Origin of the sequence: Pseudomonas sp. 2VD (assembly GCF_005503585.1) — a bacterium.
In the GTDB taxonomy this organism is placed as follows: domain Bacteria; phylum Pseudomonadota; class Gammaproteobacteria; order Pseudomonadales; family Pseudomonadaceae; genus Pseudomonas; species Pseudomonas aeruginosa.
Genome location: NZ_SCND01000136.1, coordinates 1 through 14,201 on the forward strand (window position 1 = coordinate 1; position 14,201 = coordinate 14,201).

Here is a 14,201-nt window from a genome sequence, read left to right on the forward strand (position 1 = left end):
GTGCATCGGCGTTGGCCCGGCGTGTGCCTCGACGCCGCGCAGGGACAGGTCGAACCATTTCTGCCCGAGCGCGCCGAGCACCACGCCGATGGTCTTCTCCTCGTCCTCGAGGACCTCGTCGGTGTGCTGGCCGAGGGTGGGCGGCGGGTTGCGGTATTCCACCGGCGTCTCGGACAGGCGGATCGGGCTGGCCACCTGCGGCACCGTGCCGGCCAGCGGGTGCGGTAGCTCCACGCGCAGGCCGCGGGCCTGCACCTGCGGGTCGGCGAACACCTGCGCCAGGTCGTTGATCGGCCCGCAGGGCACGCCGGCGCGCTCCAGGGAAAGAATCCACTCGGCGGTGGTGTGCAGCACCGTGGCCTGGCGGATCAGCGGGATCAGCACCTCGCGGTTGGCCACCCGCGCCTTGTTGGTGGCGAAGCGCGGGTCGTCGGCCCATTCCGGGTGGTCTGCCAGCTCGGCGAACTTGCGGAACTGGCTGTCGTTGCCGACCGTGAGGATCATGTCGCCGTCGGCGGTGGGGAAGTCCTGGTACGGCACGATGTTCGGGTGTGCGTTGCCCAGGCGCCGCGGCGGCACGCCGGTGGTCAGGTAGTTGAGGGTCTGGTTGGCCAGGCAGGCGACCTGCACGTCGAGCAGGGCCATGTCGATGTGCTGGCCGATGCCGCTGACGTCGCGGTGGGCGAGGGCGGCGAGCACCGCGGTGGAGGAGTACAGCCCGGTGAGGATATCGGTCAGCGCCACGCCGACCTTCACCGGACCGGCGCCTTCCTCGTTGTCGGCGCGCCCGGTGAGGCTCATCAGGCCGCCCAGGCCCTGGATCATGAAGTCATAGCCGGCGCGCTTGGCATAGGGGCCGGACTGGCCGAAACCGGTGATCGAACAGTAGATCAGCTTCGGGTTGACCTGCTTCAGCGATTCATAGTCGAGGCCATAGGCCTTGAGCCCGCCGACCTTGAAGTTCTCCAGCAGGATGTCGGCCTTGGCCGCCAATTCGCGAACGATGCGCTGGCCTTCCGGCTGGGTGAAGTCCACCGTCACCGACTTCTTGTTGCGGTTGGCCGACAGGTAGTAGGCCGCCTCGCTGGTGTCGTTGCCTTCGGCATCCTTGAGGAACGGCGGGCCCCAGGCGCGGGTGTCGTCGCCGCTGCCGGGGCGCTCGATCTTGATCACCTCGGCGCCGAGGTCGGCGAGAATCTGCCCGGCCCAGGGGCCGGCCAGGACGCGGGACAGGTCGAGTACGCGGATATGGGAAAGGGCGCCGGGCATGACGGTTCTCGCTGCTGGGGGCTGGAAACGGAAATGGCCGGGAAGACGGGTTCCTTGCCCGTCTCCCCGGCGGCCGGCGCGCTACCGTGAAAAAGCGCGCCGGGGTGTTGCTCGGTGGCTCAGAAGAATGCCTGGATGCCGGTCTGCGCGCGGCCGAGGATCAGCGCGTGGACATCGTGGGTGCCCTCGTAGGTGTTCACCACTTCCAGGTTGACCAGGTGGCGGGCGATGCCGAACTCGTCGGAGATGCCGTTGCCGCCCAGCATGTCGCGGGCCAGGCGGGCGATGTCGAGGGCCTTGCCGCAGCTGTTGCGCTTCATGATCGAGGTGATTTCCACCGCCGCGGTGCCTTCGTCCTTCATCCGCCCCAGGCGCAGGCAGCCTTGCAGGGCCAGGGTGATCTCGGTCTGCATGTCGGCCAGCTTCTTCTGGATCAGTTGGTTGGCGGCCAGCGGGCGGCCGAACTGCTGGCGGTCGAGCACGTACTGGCGGGCGGTGTGCCAGCAGAATTCGGCGGCGCCCAGGGCGCCCCAGGAGATGCCGTAGCGCGCCGAGTTCAGGCAGGTGAACGGACCGCGCAGGCCGCGCACCTCGGGGAAGGCGTTCTCTTCCGGAACGAATACGTTGTCCATCACGATCTCGCCGGTGATCGAGGCGCGCAGGCCGACCTTGCCATGGATCGCCGGGGCGCTCAGGCCTTCCCAGCCCTTCTCGAGGACGAAACCGCGGATCTGCCCTTCGTCGTCCTTGGCCCAGACCACGAAGACGTCGGCGATCGGGCTGTTGGTGATCCACATCTTGCTGCCGCTCAGGCGATAGCCGCCGTCGACCTTCTTCGCCCGGGTGACCATCGAGCCCGGGTCGGAACCGTGGTTCGGCTCGGTCAGGCCGAAGCAGCCGATGTATTCGCCGCTGGCCAGCTTGGGCAGGTACTTCTGCCGGGTGGCTTCGTTGCCGAATTCATGGATCGGCACCATTACCAGCGAGGACTGCACGCTCATCATCGAGCGATAGCCGGAGTCGACGCGCTCGACTTCGCGAGCGATCAGGCCATAGCAGACGTAGTTGAGGCCGCTGCCGCCGTAGGCTTCGGGAATGGTCGCGCCGAGCAGGCCGGTCTCGCCCATCTCGCGGAAGATCTTCGGGTCGGTCTGTTCGTGGCGGAAGGCTTCGAGCACGCGCGGGGCCAGCTTGTCCTGGGCGAACTGCTGGGCGCTGTCGCGAACCATGCGCTCTTCTTCGGTGAGCTGCTGGTCCAGCAGCAGGGGATCTTCCCAGTTGAAGCTAGCTTTGGTGGCCATGCGTACATCCTCGTCAAGCGGTAGCGGAGGCTGGCGTGGGCCAGCCGGAATGGAAGCATCCTAAGAGCCTAGCGAATGGGGCGGCAAACGAGGAATTCGCACGCACTTGTGCTATTTTCTCACTCCGAGAAAATGAGTCTCGTATTTCATGCCCTTGAAGAGGCGCGAGGAATCGTGACCTGGGCGTCATAGATGCGAAACCGGCACTCCGGAGTCCTCCATGCGACGCAAGATCCCTTCCACCGCCGCGCTGGTCAGCTTCGAGTCCGCCGCGCGCCACGAGAGCTTCACCAAGGCGGCGGAGGAGTTGTCCCTGACCCAGAGCGCGATCTGCCGGCAGATCGCCACGCTCGAGGAGTTCCTCGGTGTCGAGCTGTTCCGTCGCTCGCGGCGCGGGGTCAAGCTCACCGAGGCCGGGCTGTCCTATAGCCGGCGGGTGGCGGTACGCCTCGACGCGGTGGAGCGCGACACCCTGGCGGTGATGGGGCACCAGGGCGGCGGCGCGATCGAACTGGCGGTGGTGCCGACCTTCGGCACCCAATGGCTGTTGCCGCGGCTCAAGCGCTTCCAGCGGCTGCACCCGGAGGTCACGATCAACCTGACCAACCGCACCCGCCCGTTCCTCTTCGCCGACACCGAGTTCGACGCCGCGCTGTACTTCGGCGACGCCGACTGGTCGGGTACCGTCTCGCATTTCCTGATGCGCGAGAATCCGGTGCCGGTGTGCAGCCCGGAGCTGCTGGGCGGGCGTCGAACGCTGAGCGCCGAGCAGGTCGCCGGGCTGCCGCTGATGCAGCAGAGCACCCGGCCCTACGCTTGGCGCCAGTGGTTTCACTCCCAGGGACTGAACGTCGCCCACGACATGAGCGGGCCGCGCTACGAGCTGTTCTCCATGCTTGCCCAGGCGGCCATGCACGGCATGGGCGTGGCCCTCATACCGCCCTTCCTGATCCAGGACGAGCTGGCCGACGGAAGGCTTATCGTGCCCATGCAACATGCCTATTTGAGCGAGAATGCGTATTACCTGATCATTCCCGAGCGCAGGGTCGAATCGGCGATGCTCAATGCCTTCCGCGACTGGCTGGTGGAAGAGGCCAGGCAGTACCGCGAGGCCAACGGGCTGGGCTGAACGCGCAGGAACATCGGGCGGCGCAGGCAGGACGCGCCGCCCCGGGACCGGGCCGATCCGCCGGGTCCCGCGGAGCCGCGGCGGCGATACCGCCGGGCATCCTCCACGACGGCCAGGATGGCGGCCGCGGAGCACCACACCAGGAGTTCACATGAATTTCCACACCCGCAAGTGGGTCAAGCCAGAAGATCTCAACCCCAACGGCACCCTGTTCGGCGGCAGCCTGCTGCGCTGGATCGACGAAGAAGCGGCGATCTACGCGATCATCCAGCTGGGCAACCAGCGCGTGGTCACCAAGTACATTTCCGAGATCAACTTCGTCAGCTCGGCGCGCCAGGGCGACATCATCGAGCTGGGCATCACCGCCACCGACTTCGGTCGTACCTCGCTGACCATGACCTGCCACGTGCGCAACAAGATCACCCGCAAGAGCATCCTCACCATCGACAAGATGGTCTTCGTCAACCTCGGCCCGGACGGCCTGCCGGCGCCCCACGGCAAGACCGAGATCACCTACATCAAGGACCAGTTCAAGGAAGACGAAGTCCTGCCCTGAGCGGCGCGACGAGCGGCCGGCACCCATGCCGGCCGCCGTGTTTCAGAACAGCCGGGTGAGCAGCCAGTAGAGCGAGGCCGAGAGCAGGATCGCCGCCGGCAGCGTCAGCACCCAGGCCATCAGCAGCTTGCGGATGGTCTTCCACTGTAGTCCCGAACCGTTCGCCGCCATGGTCCCGGCCACCCCGGAAGACAGCACATGGGTGGTGGAGACCGGCAAGCCATACAGGTCCGCCGCGCCAATGGTCAGCATCGCCACGGTTTCCGCCGAGGCGCCCTGGGCGTAGGTCAGGTGGGTCTTGCCGATCTTCTCGCCGACCGTCACCACGATGCGTTTCCAGCCGACCATGGTGCCCAGGCCGAGGGCGATGGCCACGGCGATCTTCACCCATAGCGGGATGAACTTGGTGGCATCGTCGATCTTCCGCTTGAACGCCTGCAACTTGCCGTGGGTGTCGGCGTCGAAGCGGCCGACGCCGTCCTTGTCCATCAGGCGGATCGCCTCGGAGGTCAGGTACATGTCGTTGCGCACGTTGCCCATGGCTTCCGCCGGTATCCGCGAGAACGCGCCATAGCCTTTCACTTCCTGGCCGATCGAGCCGGCCAGGGCGGCCAGCGCCGGGATCAGCTCAGGCGATGCCTGCTTGCTGCGCACGTAGTCGGAGAGTACCTGGCGCGGATCGGCCGGCGCCGGTTGCGGCGCGCTCTTCACCAGCGCTTGCTGGGTGACCTCGGCGACGGCGGCGAACTGCACCGCCTGGTCCGCCGGCATGGTGCGGTTCAGGGCGTAGGCCATCGGCAGGGTGCCGACCAGGATCAGCATGATCAGGCCCATGCCTTTTTGTCCGTCGTTGGAGCCGTGGGCGAAGGACACCCCGGTACAGGTCAGGATCAGCAGGCCGCGGATCCACCAGGGCGGCGGCGCCTTGCCCTTCGGCGCCTTGTACAGCGCGCGGTTCTTCACCAGCAGGCGCAGCGCCAGGAGCAACAGGGCGGCGCAGGCGAAGCCGATCAGCGGCGAGAGCAGCAGGGAGTAGCCGACCTTGGTCGCCTGGCCCCAGTCCACCCCGCTGGTGCCATCGCGCCCATGCATCAGCGCGTTGGCCACGCCGACGCCGATGATCGAGCCGATCAGGGTGTGCGAGGACGACGCCGGCAGGCCCAGCCACCAGGTCCCGAGGTTCCACAGGATGGCGGCGATCAGCAGGGCGAAGACCATGGCGAAGCCGGCCGAGGAACCGACCTGCAGGATCAGTTCCACCGGCAGCAGGGCGATGATGCCGAAGGCCACCGCGCCGCTGGAGAGCAATACGCCGAGAAAGTTGAAGCAACCCGACCAGACCACCGCGAAGTGCGGCGGCAGCGAGTGGGTGTAGATCACCGTGGCCACCGCGTTGGCGGTGTCGTGGAAGCCGTTGACGAACTCGAAGCCGAGGGCGATCAGCAGGGCCACGCCGAGCAGCAGGAAGGGCGTCCAGGTGGTGATCGCGGAACCGACGTCATCGACGTCCTGCATCAGGCTGTAGGCGCTGAACAGCAGTCCGGTGGCGAGCACGGCGAAGAATACGAGGGCGGTGAGGCGGCCGGGACGCTGCTCGAGATGGGGCTTGTGCGCGTTGCCGGCGGCACTGACGACGGCGTCGGCGGGAAGGACATCGGAGGTCATGGTGCGGGTCCGCGCTGGGGATGACCGGCACATGATGGGCAGGCGATTGTGACAAGTTATGTCTTGCGCATACCGGCTTCGTCTGGCGAAGAAAGGACAAGGGCCGCGGGAGGCCGCCGGAAGCCGGATGGGGTCGGGCGCCAGGCGGCCTGCCCGCTGCGGCCGCGAAGATTAATGAATTCCTGTGGCGAGTGCCATCATTTCGTCGCTAAAAAGTTGGCATGTTGAGGGATTTGCCGATCCGGACACGCGCGGGGAAGGCGAGAGCCACTGAACTAGACTGAGAAGTGCGCGGCGGGGCCGGTCGCTTGCCGGCCCGGTGCGCGGGACGAGCACCTTCGTCCCGGGGTGGCCCGGCCGGGCGGTCGGGGAGGTCGATATGCGGATGCCGTGCCGGCTCGCGCTGGCGCTGTTGTTGTGCTTCGCCGGCCCGGCCTGTTTCGCGGCCTCCGGCCCGGTTCGGGTGCTCTCGGTGGATGGTGCGATCGGCCCGGCCAGCGCCGATTACCTGGTGCGCGGCATCGAGCGTGCCGCCGAGGACGGCGCGCAACTGGTGGTGCTGGAACTGGACACGCCCGGCGGCCTGGACGCATCGATGCGGCGCATCGTCAAGGCGATCCTCGCCAGCCAGGTGCCGGTCGCCGGTTTCGTCGCGCCCAGCGGGGCGCGGGCGGCGAGCGCCGGCACCTACATCCTGTATGCCTGCCATATCGCGGCGATGGCGCCGGGCACCAACCTCGGCGCTGCCACCCCGGTGCGCCTGGGGACGCCGGACAAGCCCGCAGAGAAGCCCCCGGCGCGGGACGCCGAACCCATGGCGCGCAAGCAGGTCAACGACGCCGCCGCCTATATCCGTGGCCTCGCGCAACTGCGCGGGCGCAACGCCGAGTGGGCCGAGCGCGCGGTGCGCGAGGCGGTCAGCCTGGCGGCGCACGAGGCCGCGGCGCAGAAGGTGATCGACCTGCAGGCCCGCGACCTGCCCGACCTGCTGCGCCAGCTCGACGGCCGCAGCCTGCGCGTCGGCGAGCGCGTGCTGACCCTGGCTACCGCCGGCGCCACGGTCGAGCGCCAGGCACCGGACTGGCGCGCGCGGTTGCTGGCGGTGCTCACCGATCCCAGCGTGGCGCTGATCCTGATGATGATCGGCATCTACGGGCTGATCTTCGAACTGGCCAATCCCGGCATGGCGCTGCCCGGCGTACTCGGCGGCATCTGCCTGCTGCTCGGCCTGTACGCCCTGCAGATGCTGCCGGTCAACTACGCCGGGCTGGCGCTGATCGCGCTGGGCCTGGCGTTCATGGTGGGCGAGGCCTTCGTCGCCAGCTTCGGCGTGCTCGGCATCGGCGGAATCGTCTCGTTCGTGGTCGGCGCGCTGATCCTGATCGATACCGAGGTGCCCGGCTACGGCATTCCGCCCGGCCTGGTGGTGGCCCTGGCGTTGCTCAGCGCCGCGCTGATCGTCGGTCTGCTGGGCATGGCCCTGCGTACTCGCCGGCAAGCGGTGGTAAGTGGCACCGCCGGATTGGTCGGCAGCCTGGCGACGGTGGCGGCGGTGGATTCCGAACAACCCTGCGCAGGCTGGGTGCTGCTCCAGGGCGAGCGCTGGCGGGTGCTCGCCGCGCGGCCGCTGGCGGTGGGCCAGCCGGTCTGGGTGCTGGCGCGCAAGGGCCTGCTCCTGGAAGTCGCGCTGGCCGATGAAGGAGGTGGATGATGGGTATTTCCTATGGTTTGGCGATGTTGCTGGTGTTCCTCGCGCTGCTGCTGTTCAGCGCGCTGCGCATCCTCCGCGAGTACGAGCGTGGCGTGGTGTTCCAGCTCGGGCGGTTCTGGAAGGTCAAGGGGCCGGGGCTGGTGCTGGTGATCCCGGCGATCCAGCAGATGGTGCGCATCGACCTGCGCACCATCGTTCTCGACGTGCCGCCGCAGGATGTGATTTCCCGCGACAACGTTTCGGTGAAGGTCAACGCGGTGGTGTACTTCCGCGTGCTCGATCCGCAGAAGGCGATCATCCAGGTGGAGAACTACCTGGCCGCCACCAGCCAGTTGGCGCAGACCACCCTGCGCGCGGTGCTGGGCAAGCACGAACTGGACGAGATGCTCGCCGAGCGCGAGCGCCTGAACCTGGATATCCAGCAAGTGCTCGATGCGCAGACCGACGCCTGGGGCATCAAGGTGGCGAATGTGGAAATCAAGCACGTCGATCTCAACGAATCGATGGTCCGCGCCATCGCCCGGCAGGCCGAGGCGGAGCGTGAGCGCAGGGCCAAGGTGATCCATGCCGAGGGCGAGCTGCAAGCCTCGGAGAAACTCATGCAGGCGGCGCAGATGCTCGGCCGGCAGAGTGGCGCCATGCAGTTGCGCTACATGCAGACCCTCGGCGCGATCGCCGGCGACAAGAGTTCGACCATCGTCTTCCCGATGCCGATCGAACTCTTCGGCGGCAAGTACGCAGGTGCCGCGCCGCGGAACGAAAAGGCCGCCGGAGAGGATGAGGAGAGGTGAACGCGCGCGGTTTGTGATGGAAATATCATCGAGCCGCGACACGGGGACATGCGTGCCCGGGGTCGGGATGGCTATGCTGTGGCGATCCACTCCCGGGACGCTCCTTCATGCTGCGATGCGCACTCCTGCTGCTGACATTGCTCCTCCCTTGCGCGCTGCCTGCCGCCAACCTGCGCCTGGTCGGCGACTCCTGGCCGCCTTTCGTCGATTCGCGCCTGCCTGGCAACGGCCTGGCGGTGGAACTGGTGACCACCGCGCTCAAGCGCGCCGGCTTCGACTCGAGTTTCCAGCAGGTACCCTGGTCGCGTGCCCTGTACGGCGTGCGCAGCGGCGACTACGACATCGCCCTGAGCGCCTGGTACGAGCCCGCCCGCAGCCTCTACGGGCAGTTTTCCCGCGCCTACCTGAGCAACCGCATCCGCCTGCTGCAACGCAAGGGGCGGGGTATCGAGTTTTCCCGCCTGAGCGACCTGCGTCCCTACCGCATCGCGGTCGTGCGCGACTATGCCTACGCGCCCGAATTCGACCGTGACAGCCGTCTGCAGAAGGTCAACGTGACCAGCTTCGCCAACGCCGCGCGGATGCTCGAGGCGGGGCGGGTCGACCTGGCGGTGGAGGACGAGCTGGCGCTGGGGGTCGCCTTCAAGGGCGAACTGGCCGATTTGCGCGACAAGCTGGAGGTACTGCCCATCCCGCTTGGCGAGAACGGCCTGCACCTGCTGGTGAGCCTGAGGAATCCCCGGCATGACGAGATCGTCGACGGCTTCGACCTGGCCATCCGCGGCATGCGCGACGACGGCAGCTACCAGCGTCTGCTGGAGCGCTACGGCGCGCGCTAGGGCTGGCCTGGCAGCGGCTGCGCGCCGGCCAGCTCCTTCTTCAGCAAGTGCGCGGCCAGGGTGCGCAGCGGGGCGAGCTGGCGGCAGATGTGCGCCAGTTGGGTCTGTACCAGGCGATGGCTGTCGTCCATGTCCTCGGGCATCTGCTCCAGTTCCTTGGCCAGCGCTTCCTCCTCTTCGCTGTAGATGGCGACCGGGCGTTTCTGTTCCAGGCTCGCGGCGATTTCCTCGAGGCTGGCGGAGAGCCGCTCGGCGGCGCGCTCCAGGAGGCCGTCGCTGGCGTCCTCGGGCAGGCTTTCGCGGTGCGCGCCGAGGCCGGATAGATAGCTGAGCAGGGTGTGCGAGAGGACCAGGAAGCGGAAGCCGATCTCGGCGTCCTTCCTGAAGTGGCCGGGCTCCAGGAGCATGTTCGACAGGGTGGTCGAGAGCGCCGCGTCGGCGTTGTGCGCGTTGCGCCGGGCGGTGCGGTAGTCGAGGTCGTCGCGCTTGCCGGTGGCGTACTGCTGCATGATCTGTCGCAGGTAGCGGCTGTTGCAGGCGAGGGTGTTGGCGAGCATGCGGTTGAGCCGGCGGCCCTGCCAGTCGGGCAGCACCAGGAACACCGCGAGGCCGGCGATCAGGCTGCCTAGCAAGGTATCGAACAGGCGGGGCAGGATCAGCCCGTAGCCATCGCCGACCTGGTTGAAGCAGAACAGCACCAGCAGGGTGATCGCCGCCGTCGCCAGGGTATAGCGACTGCTGCGGGTGGCGAAGAAGGCGACCCCGGCGGCGACCGCGAACAGCGACTGCACCAGCGGGCTGGGGAACAGGTCGATCAGCGCCCAGCCGACCACCAGGCCGACCACCGTACCGAGGATCCGCTGCACCAGGCGCAGGCGGGTCGCGCCATAGTTGGGCTGGCAGACGAACACCGTGGTGAGCAGTATCCAGTAGCCCTGGGTCGGATGGATCCAGTGCAGCACGCCGTAGCCGGCGGTCAGCGCCAGGGCCATGCGCAGGCCGTGGCGGAACAGCAGCGAGGTCGGGGTGAGCTGCTGGCGCAGGCGCTCGAAGGCATCCTTCAGGCTGCGCGGCGAGCGGTCGAGCAGGGCGCTGTCCTGTTCGTCGGCGATGGCGTCCGGGTTGCTCGCCCCGGCCAGCTTGCGGTCCAGCGTAGTGAGGTTGGCGGCCAGGGCGCCGAGCGAGCGCAGCAGGCCCTTCCAGGCCGGGTTGCTCTGCTGGCGCAGGTGTTCGAGCGAGGCCTGGAGGTCTTCCAGGGCCAGCTCGCGGTCGGCGTAGTCGAACGGCTGGCGCAGGCGGATAGCCCGCGCCAGGGCCTGGCAGGCCTTGCCCTGCTGGTTGAGCAGGCGCTGGCAGCGGAACAGCACGTCGCTGTGGAAGAACGCCTCGGCCAGCCGGTTGTACGGGTAGTGCGAGGAACTGGCGCGCTCGTGGACGTCCTGGGCGATGAAATAGAGCTTCAGGTAGCGGCTCACCTTGGGGCCCGGCCGACCATGGCCGAGGCGGTTGAGAATGGTCTCCTTGGCCTGGTTCAGCGCCACCACCACCTTGCCGTTCTGCCGTGCCAGGGCGAGGCGCTGGCCCTCCACGTCTAGCTGGCGCAACGGTTCGAACAGGCTCGACTTGATCCTCAGGTATTCGCCCAGCTCGAAATACAGGCGGGAAAGACTCTGCTGCACCGGCTGGTTGGAGAACAGCGCGTTCCACAGCACTGAGAGCAGCCCGTACCAGGCCGCCCCGGCCACCAGCAGCAGCGGTTCGTGCCAGACATCGGCGACCTCGCCGCCGCGCTGGTCCACGCCGATCATGGTGTAGATCGAGAGGATCAGGGTCGCCGAGGCGATCGCCGCATAGCGCTCGCCGAGGGCGCCGAGGAGGATCATGCCGAACGCCGACAGCGCCATCCCGGAAACGAACAGCCAGGGATAGGGGAACAGCAACTCGACGGCGAAGGCGGCGACGCTGAAGCACAGCAGGGTCACCAGCAGCGCTTGCAGGCGGCCGAGCCAGTTGTCGTCGGTCTCCGCCAGGGCGCTGGCGATGATCCCGAGGAACAGCGGGATCAGCAGCTCGATGCGGTCCTGCCACCAGCACAGCAGCAGGGCGCCGGCCAGGGCGATGAACACCCGCAGGCTGTAGGCGAACTTGTCGAGGGCCCAGAGGCGGCGGAGCGTGTGTGTCAGCGAAGAGGGCGGCATGGGGCGGAGTGCTATCCGATGGTCCGTGGTTCAGCCTATGTGGCCTGTCCGGCTAATTCAATCGGCCGATTTCGCGCGACTGGAAGTCCGCTGCCCGCCGCAGTCGCAGGAAACGCTGCCGTGGGCAACTCGGTCGAGCCGGGCATCTGGCGGATGCAGGCTTCGTGCCTGCGAACGCTAAGACGTCGTCGCCGCGCCGGAAGTTACCCGGCGGCGATATCGCGCGCCGGAGCGGGCCCGGCGAGCGAAGCGGCGGCGCGCTACAGCAGGCGGACCTTGAACGAGCGCCCCTTGATCTTGCCTTCGCTCAGGCGCTTGAGGGCCTGGTGGGCGAGGCCGCGCTCGATGGCGACGAAGGCCTGGAAGTCGAAGATGGCGATCTTGCCCACCGCGCTGCCGGGCAGCCCGGCGTCGCCGGTGAGGGCACCGAGCAGGTCGCCGGGGCGCACCTTGTCCTTGCGTCCGCCGGCGATGCACAGGGTGCTCATCGGCGGCAGCAATGGCTCCGGGCTGGCCTTCAACTGGCCGAGGGCGTACCAGGCCAGCGGCTGCTTCTGCAGGTCCTCGATGGCCTGCGCGCGGCTGGCCTCGGCCGGCGCCACCAGCGACAGGGCCAGGCCTTTCTCGCCGGCGCGACCGCTGCGTCCGATGCGATGGATGTGGACCTCCGGGTCGCGCGCCAGCTCGACGTTGATCACCGTTTCCAGGGCGGCGATGTCCAGCCCGCGGGCGGCCACGTCGGTGGCCACCAGTACGTTGCAACTGCGGTTGGCGAACACCGTCAGGACCTGGTCGCGCTCGCGCTGCTCCAGGTCGCCGTGCAGGGCCAGGGCGGAAATCCGCTGCGCCTTCAGTGCGTCGGCCAGCTCCTGGCACTGCTGGCGGGTCTGGCAGAAGGCCACGCAGGACTGCGGCCGGAAATGCTGGAGCAGGCGTACCACGGCGTCCATGCGCTGCTTCGGGTCGATCTCGAAGAAGCGCTGCTCGATCTGGCTGTCGGCGTGCAGCGACTCGACCTTCACCTGTCGCGGATCGCGCATGAAGGTCTTCGCCAGCTTCTCGATGCCGTCCGGGTAGGTGGCGGAGAACAGCAGGGTCTGCCGGCGCTCGGGGAGCTGGCCGATGATCTCGGCGATGCTGTCGTAGAAGCCCATGTCGAGCATCCGGTCGGCTTCGTCGAGGACCAGGGTATTGAGCCCGTCGAGGACCAGGGTGCCCTTGCGCAGGTGCTCCTGGATGCGCCCCGGGGTGCCGACCACCACGTGCGCGCCGTGCTCCAGCGAAGCCACCTGCGGACCGTAGGGGACGCCGCCGCAGAGGGTGAGGACCTTGATGTTGTCGGCGGCGCGGGCCAGCCGGCGGATCTCCTTGGCGACCTGGTCGGCCAGTTCGCGGGTCGGGCACAGCACCAGCGCCTGGCAGCCGAAGTAGCGCGGGTTCAGCGGGCTGAGCAGGGCGAGGCCGAAGGCCGCGGTCTTGCCGCTGCCGGTCTTGGCCTGGGCGATCAGGTCGTGACCCTGGAGGATCAGCGGCAGGCTCTGCGCCTGGATCGGCGTCATCTCCCGGTAACCGAGGGAGTCGAGATTGGCCAGGAGGTCCGCGGAAAGCGGCAGCGAGGAGAAAGCGGTGGAGGTCACGGGGCAGGGCTCGGCAGGCGATACGAGCGGCTAGTCTAGCAGCCTGCGGCGGCTTGCCGCGTGCGATCGCCGCCGGAGCAGCAGCGACAGGCAATGTATCTTTGGCCAGTACCGTTCGTCCGAAAAACGAAAAAAGCGCGTTTCTGTATTTTTATACAGGTTCGCTTTCCTCAGTTTTTTGTCGTAGAGTGCTGACACTGTGTTTGCATGGGTCGCCGTCGATCGTGACCTGATGCGGTCGGAAATTCCAGCCCGTCCTGCTCGACTCCTTGTAACTCCTTGCAACTCAGTTACCGGCTACGATTTCGTGGCTAAATCAATACCCATAGTTCCAAGGAGAACTTGCAATGTCCCGTCAGAACGGCACCGTTAAGTGGTTCAACGAAACCAAAGGCTACGGCTTCATTACCCCGGAAAGCGGCCCGGACGTTTTCGTTCACTTCCGTGCCATCGAAGGTAACGGCTTCAAGACCCTGGCCGAAGGCCAGAAGGTCAGCTTCGAAGTCGTACAAGGCCAGAAAGGCATGCAGGCCGAGCGCGTTCAGGTGATCAACTAAGATCCCTGGGCCCCAGCCCGAAGAACCCGGATGGAAGCATCCGGGTTTTTTATTGCCCGGAGAAAACCGTCACACTGTCTTCGCCTGCCGTTCACCCTGTCTTGACGAGTTCCCGCCCAGAGTGGCCCGGTCCCGTTCGGAGTCGTTTCGATGAAGCCTGTGCAATCCCGTCGTCTGGCCTTCGCCGCGCTGTTGTCGCTGTCGTTCTCTTCCGCGTCCTGCCATGCCGCCACCGAGCACTGGGGCTGGATCGAGCAGTCCTGGCTGATGCCCGAGCGCATGCAGGCCAAGGCCAAGCTGGATACCGGCGCGCTGACCTCGTCGCTGGACGCGAGGAATATCCATCGCTACAAGAAGGACGGCGAGCGCTGGGTGCGCTTCGATGTCGTGCTGCCCACCGCCGACAGCAAGGCGCCGGTCAGCGTGACCTTCGAGCGCAAGGTGCTGGTCGGCAACACCCTGATCCTCGGCTGCCTGATCGCCGGCTTCGGCCTGGTCGACCAGGACACCCCCTACGTCTGGCTGCTGCTGCACCTGACCCTGCTCGG

12 protein-coding genes are annotated in these 14,201 nt (G+C 67.3%); 7 read left to right on the plus strand and 5 right to left on the minus strand.

Features of this window, described 5'->3' with window-relative positions:
- Together FFS27_RS16270 and FFS27_RS16275 are read right to left on the minus strand one after the other, a co-directional pair.
- Nucleotides 1-1,269: CaiB/BaiF CoA transferase family protein (locus FFS27_RS16270; RefSeq protein WP_256659518.1), on the minus strand; the 1,269-nt coding region annotated here is incomplete at its 3' end.
- A 119-nt stretch (nucleotides 1,270-1,388) separates the two neighbouring features.
- A complete protein-coding gene (locus FFS27_RS16275) occupies nucleotides 1,389-2,570 on the minus strand; it encodes an acyl-CoA dehydrogenase (protein WP_003084682.1) in 1,182 nt (393 codons plus the stop codon).
- A gap of 220 nt (nucleotides 2,571-2,790) precedes the next feature.
- On the opposite strand from FFS27_RS16275, the gene gcvA reads away from it, so the two are divergent.
- Both gcvA and FFS27_RS16285 read left to right on the plus strand, forming a co-directional pair.
- Nucleotides 2,791-3,699, plus strand: a complete 909-nt coding sequence (gcvA, locus tag FFS27_RS16280) for a transcriptional regulator GcvA (protein WP_003084684.1) — start codon at nucleotides 2,791-2,793, stop codon at nucleotides 3,697-3,699.
- Nucleotides 3,700-3,850: 151 nt separating this feature from the next.
- Nucleotides 3,851-4,255, plus strand: coding sequence for an acyl-CoA thioesterase (locus FFS27_RS16285; protein WP_003084686.1), 405 nt, complete (start codon nucleotides 3,851-3,853; stop codon nucleotides 4,253-4,255).
- A 42-nt stretch (nucleotides 4,256-4,297) separates the two neighbouring features.
- On the opposite strand, the gene FFS27_RS16290 is transcribed toward FFS27_RS16285, so the two are convergent.
- Nucleotides 4,298-5,920 (minus strand): inorganic phosphate transporter, encoded by a 1,623-nt coding sequence (locus FFS27_RS16290; RefSeq protein WP_021263105.1) that lies wholly within the window; start codon nucleotides 5,918-5,920, stop codon nucleotides 4,298-4,300.
- Between the two features lie 379 nt (nucleotides 5,921-6,299).
- Between FFS27_RS16290 and FFS27_RS16295 the strand changes: the two genes are divergently transcribed.
- The 3 genes from FFS27_RS16295 (at nucleotide 6,300) to FFS27_RS16305 (ending at nucleotide 9,261) form a co-directional block, all read left to right on the plus strand.
- Nucleotides 6,300-7,631 carry an NfeD family protein gene (locus FFS27_RS16295; RefSeq protein WP_023100756.1) on the plus strand — a complete coding sequence of 444 codons (1,332 nt, stop codon included), beginning with the start codon at nucleotides 6,300-6,302 and terminating at the stop codon, nucleotides 7,629-7,631.
- Entirely contained in the window at nucleotides 7,628-8,422 is a 795-nt protein-coding gene (locus FFS27_RS16300; protein ID WP_003084693.1) for a slipin family protein, read from the plus strand. The genes FFS27_RS16295 and FFS27_RS16300 overlap by 4 nt, the downstream gene beginning before the upstream one ends.
- A gap of 107 nt (nucleotides 8,423-8,529) precedes the next feature.
- Nucleotides 8,530-9,261 carry a substrate-binding periplasmic protein gene (locus FFS27_RS16305; protein WP_003099929.1) on the plus strand — a complete coding sequence of 244 codons (732 nt, stop codon included), beginning with the start codon at nucleotides 8,530-8,532 and terminating at the stop codon, nucleotides 9,259-9,261.
- Here the strand turns inward: FFS27_RS16305 and yccS are convergent.
- Nucleotides 9,258-11,459, minus strand: a complete 2,202-nt coding sequence (yccS, locus tag FFS27_RS16310; RefSeq protein WP_003084700.1) for a YccS family putative transporter — start codon at nucleotides 11,457-11,459, stop codon at nucleotides 9,258-9,260. The two genes, FFS27_RS16305 and yccS, sit on opposite strands and share 4 nt — an antisense overlap.
- Nucleotides 11,460-11,719: 260 nt before the next feature.
- Nucleotides 11,720-13,096, minus strand: a complete 1,377-nt coding sequence (gene dbpA, locus FFS27_RS16315) for an ATP-dependent RNA helicase DbpA (RefSeq protein WP_003084703.1) — start codon at nucleotides 13,094-13,096, stop codon at nucleotides 11,720-11,722.
- Between the two features lie 347 nt (nucleotides 13,097-13,443).
- On the opposite strand from dbpA, the gene FFS27_RS16320 reads away from it, so the two are divergent.
- The gene (locus tag FFS27_RS16320; protein ID WP_003084710.1) at nucleotides 13,444-13,653 is read left to right on the plus strand and encodes a cold-shock protein; all 210 of its coding nucleotides are present in this window, start codon (nucleotides 13,444-13,446) and stop codon (nucleotides 13,651-13,653) included.
- Nucleotides 13,654-13,803: 150 nt separating this feature from the next.
- Nucleotides 13,804-14,201, plus strand: a 398-nt coding sequence (locus FFS27_RS16325) for a retropepsin-like aspartic endopeptidase (RefSeq protein WP_256659519.1), incomplete at its 3' end; no start/stop codon positions are given.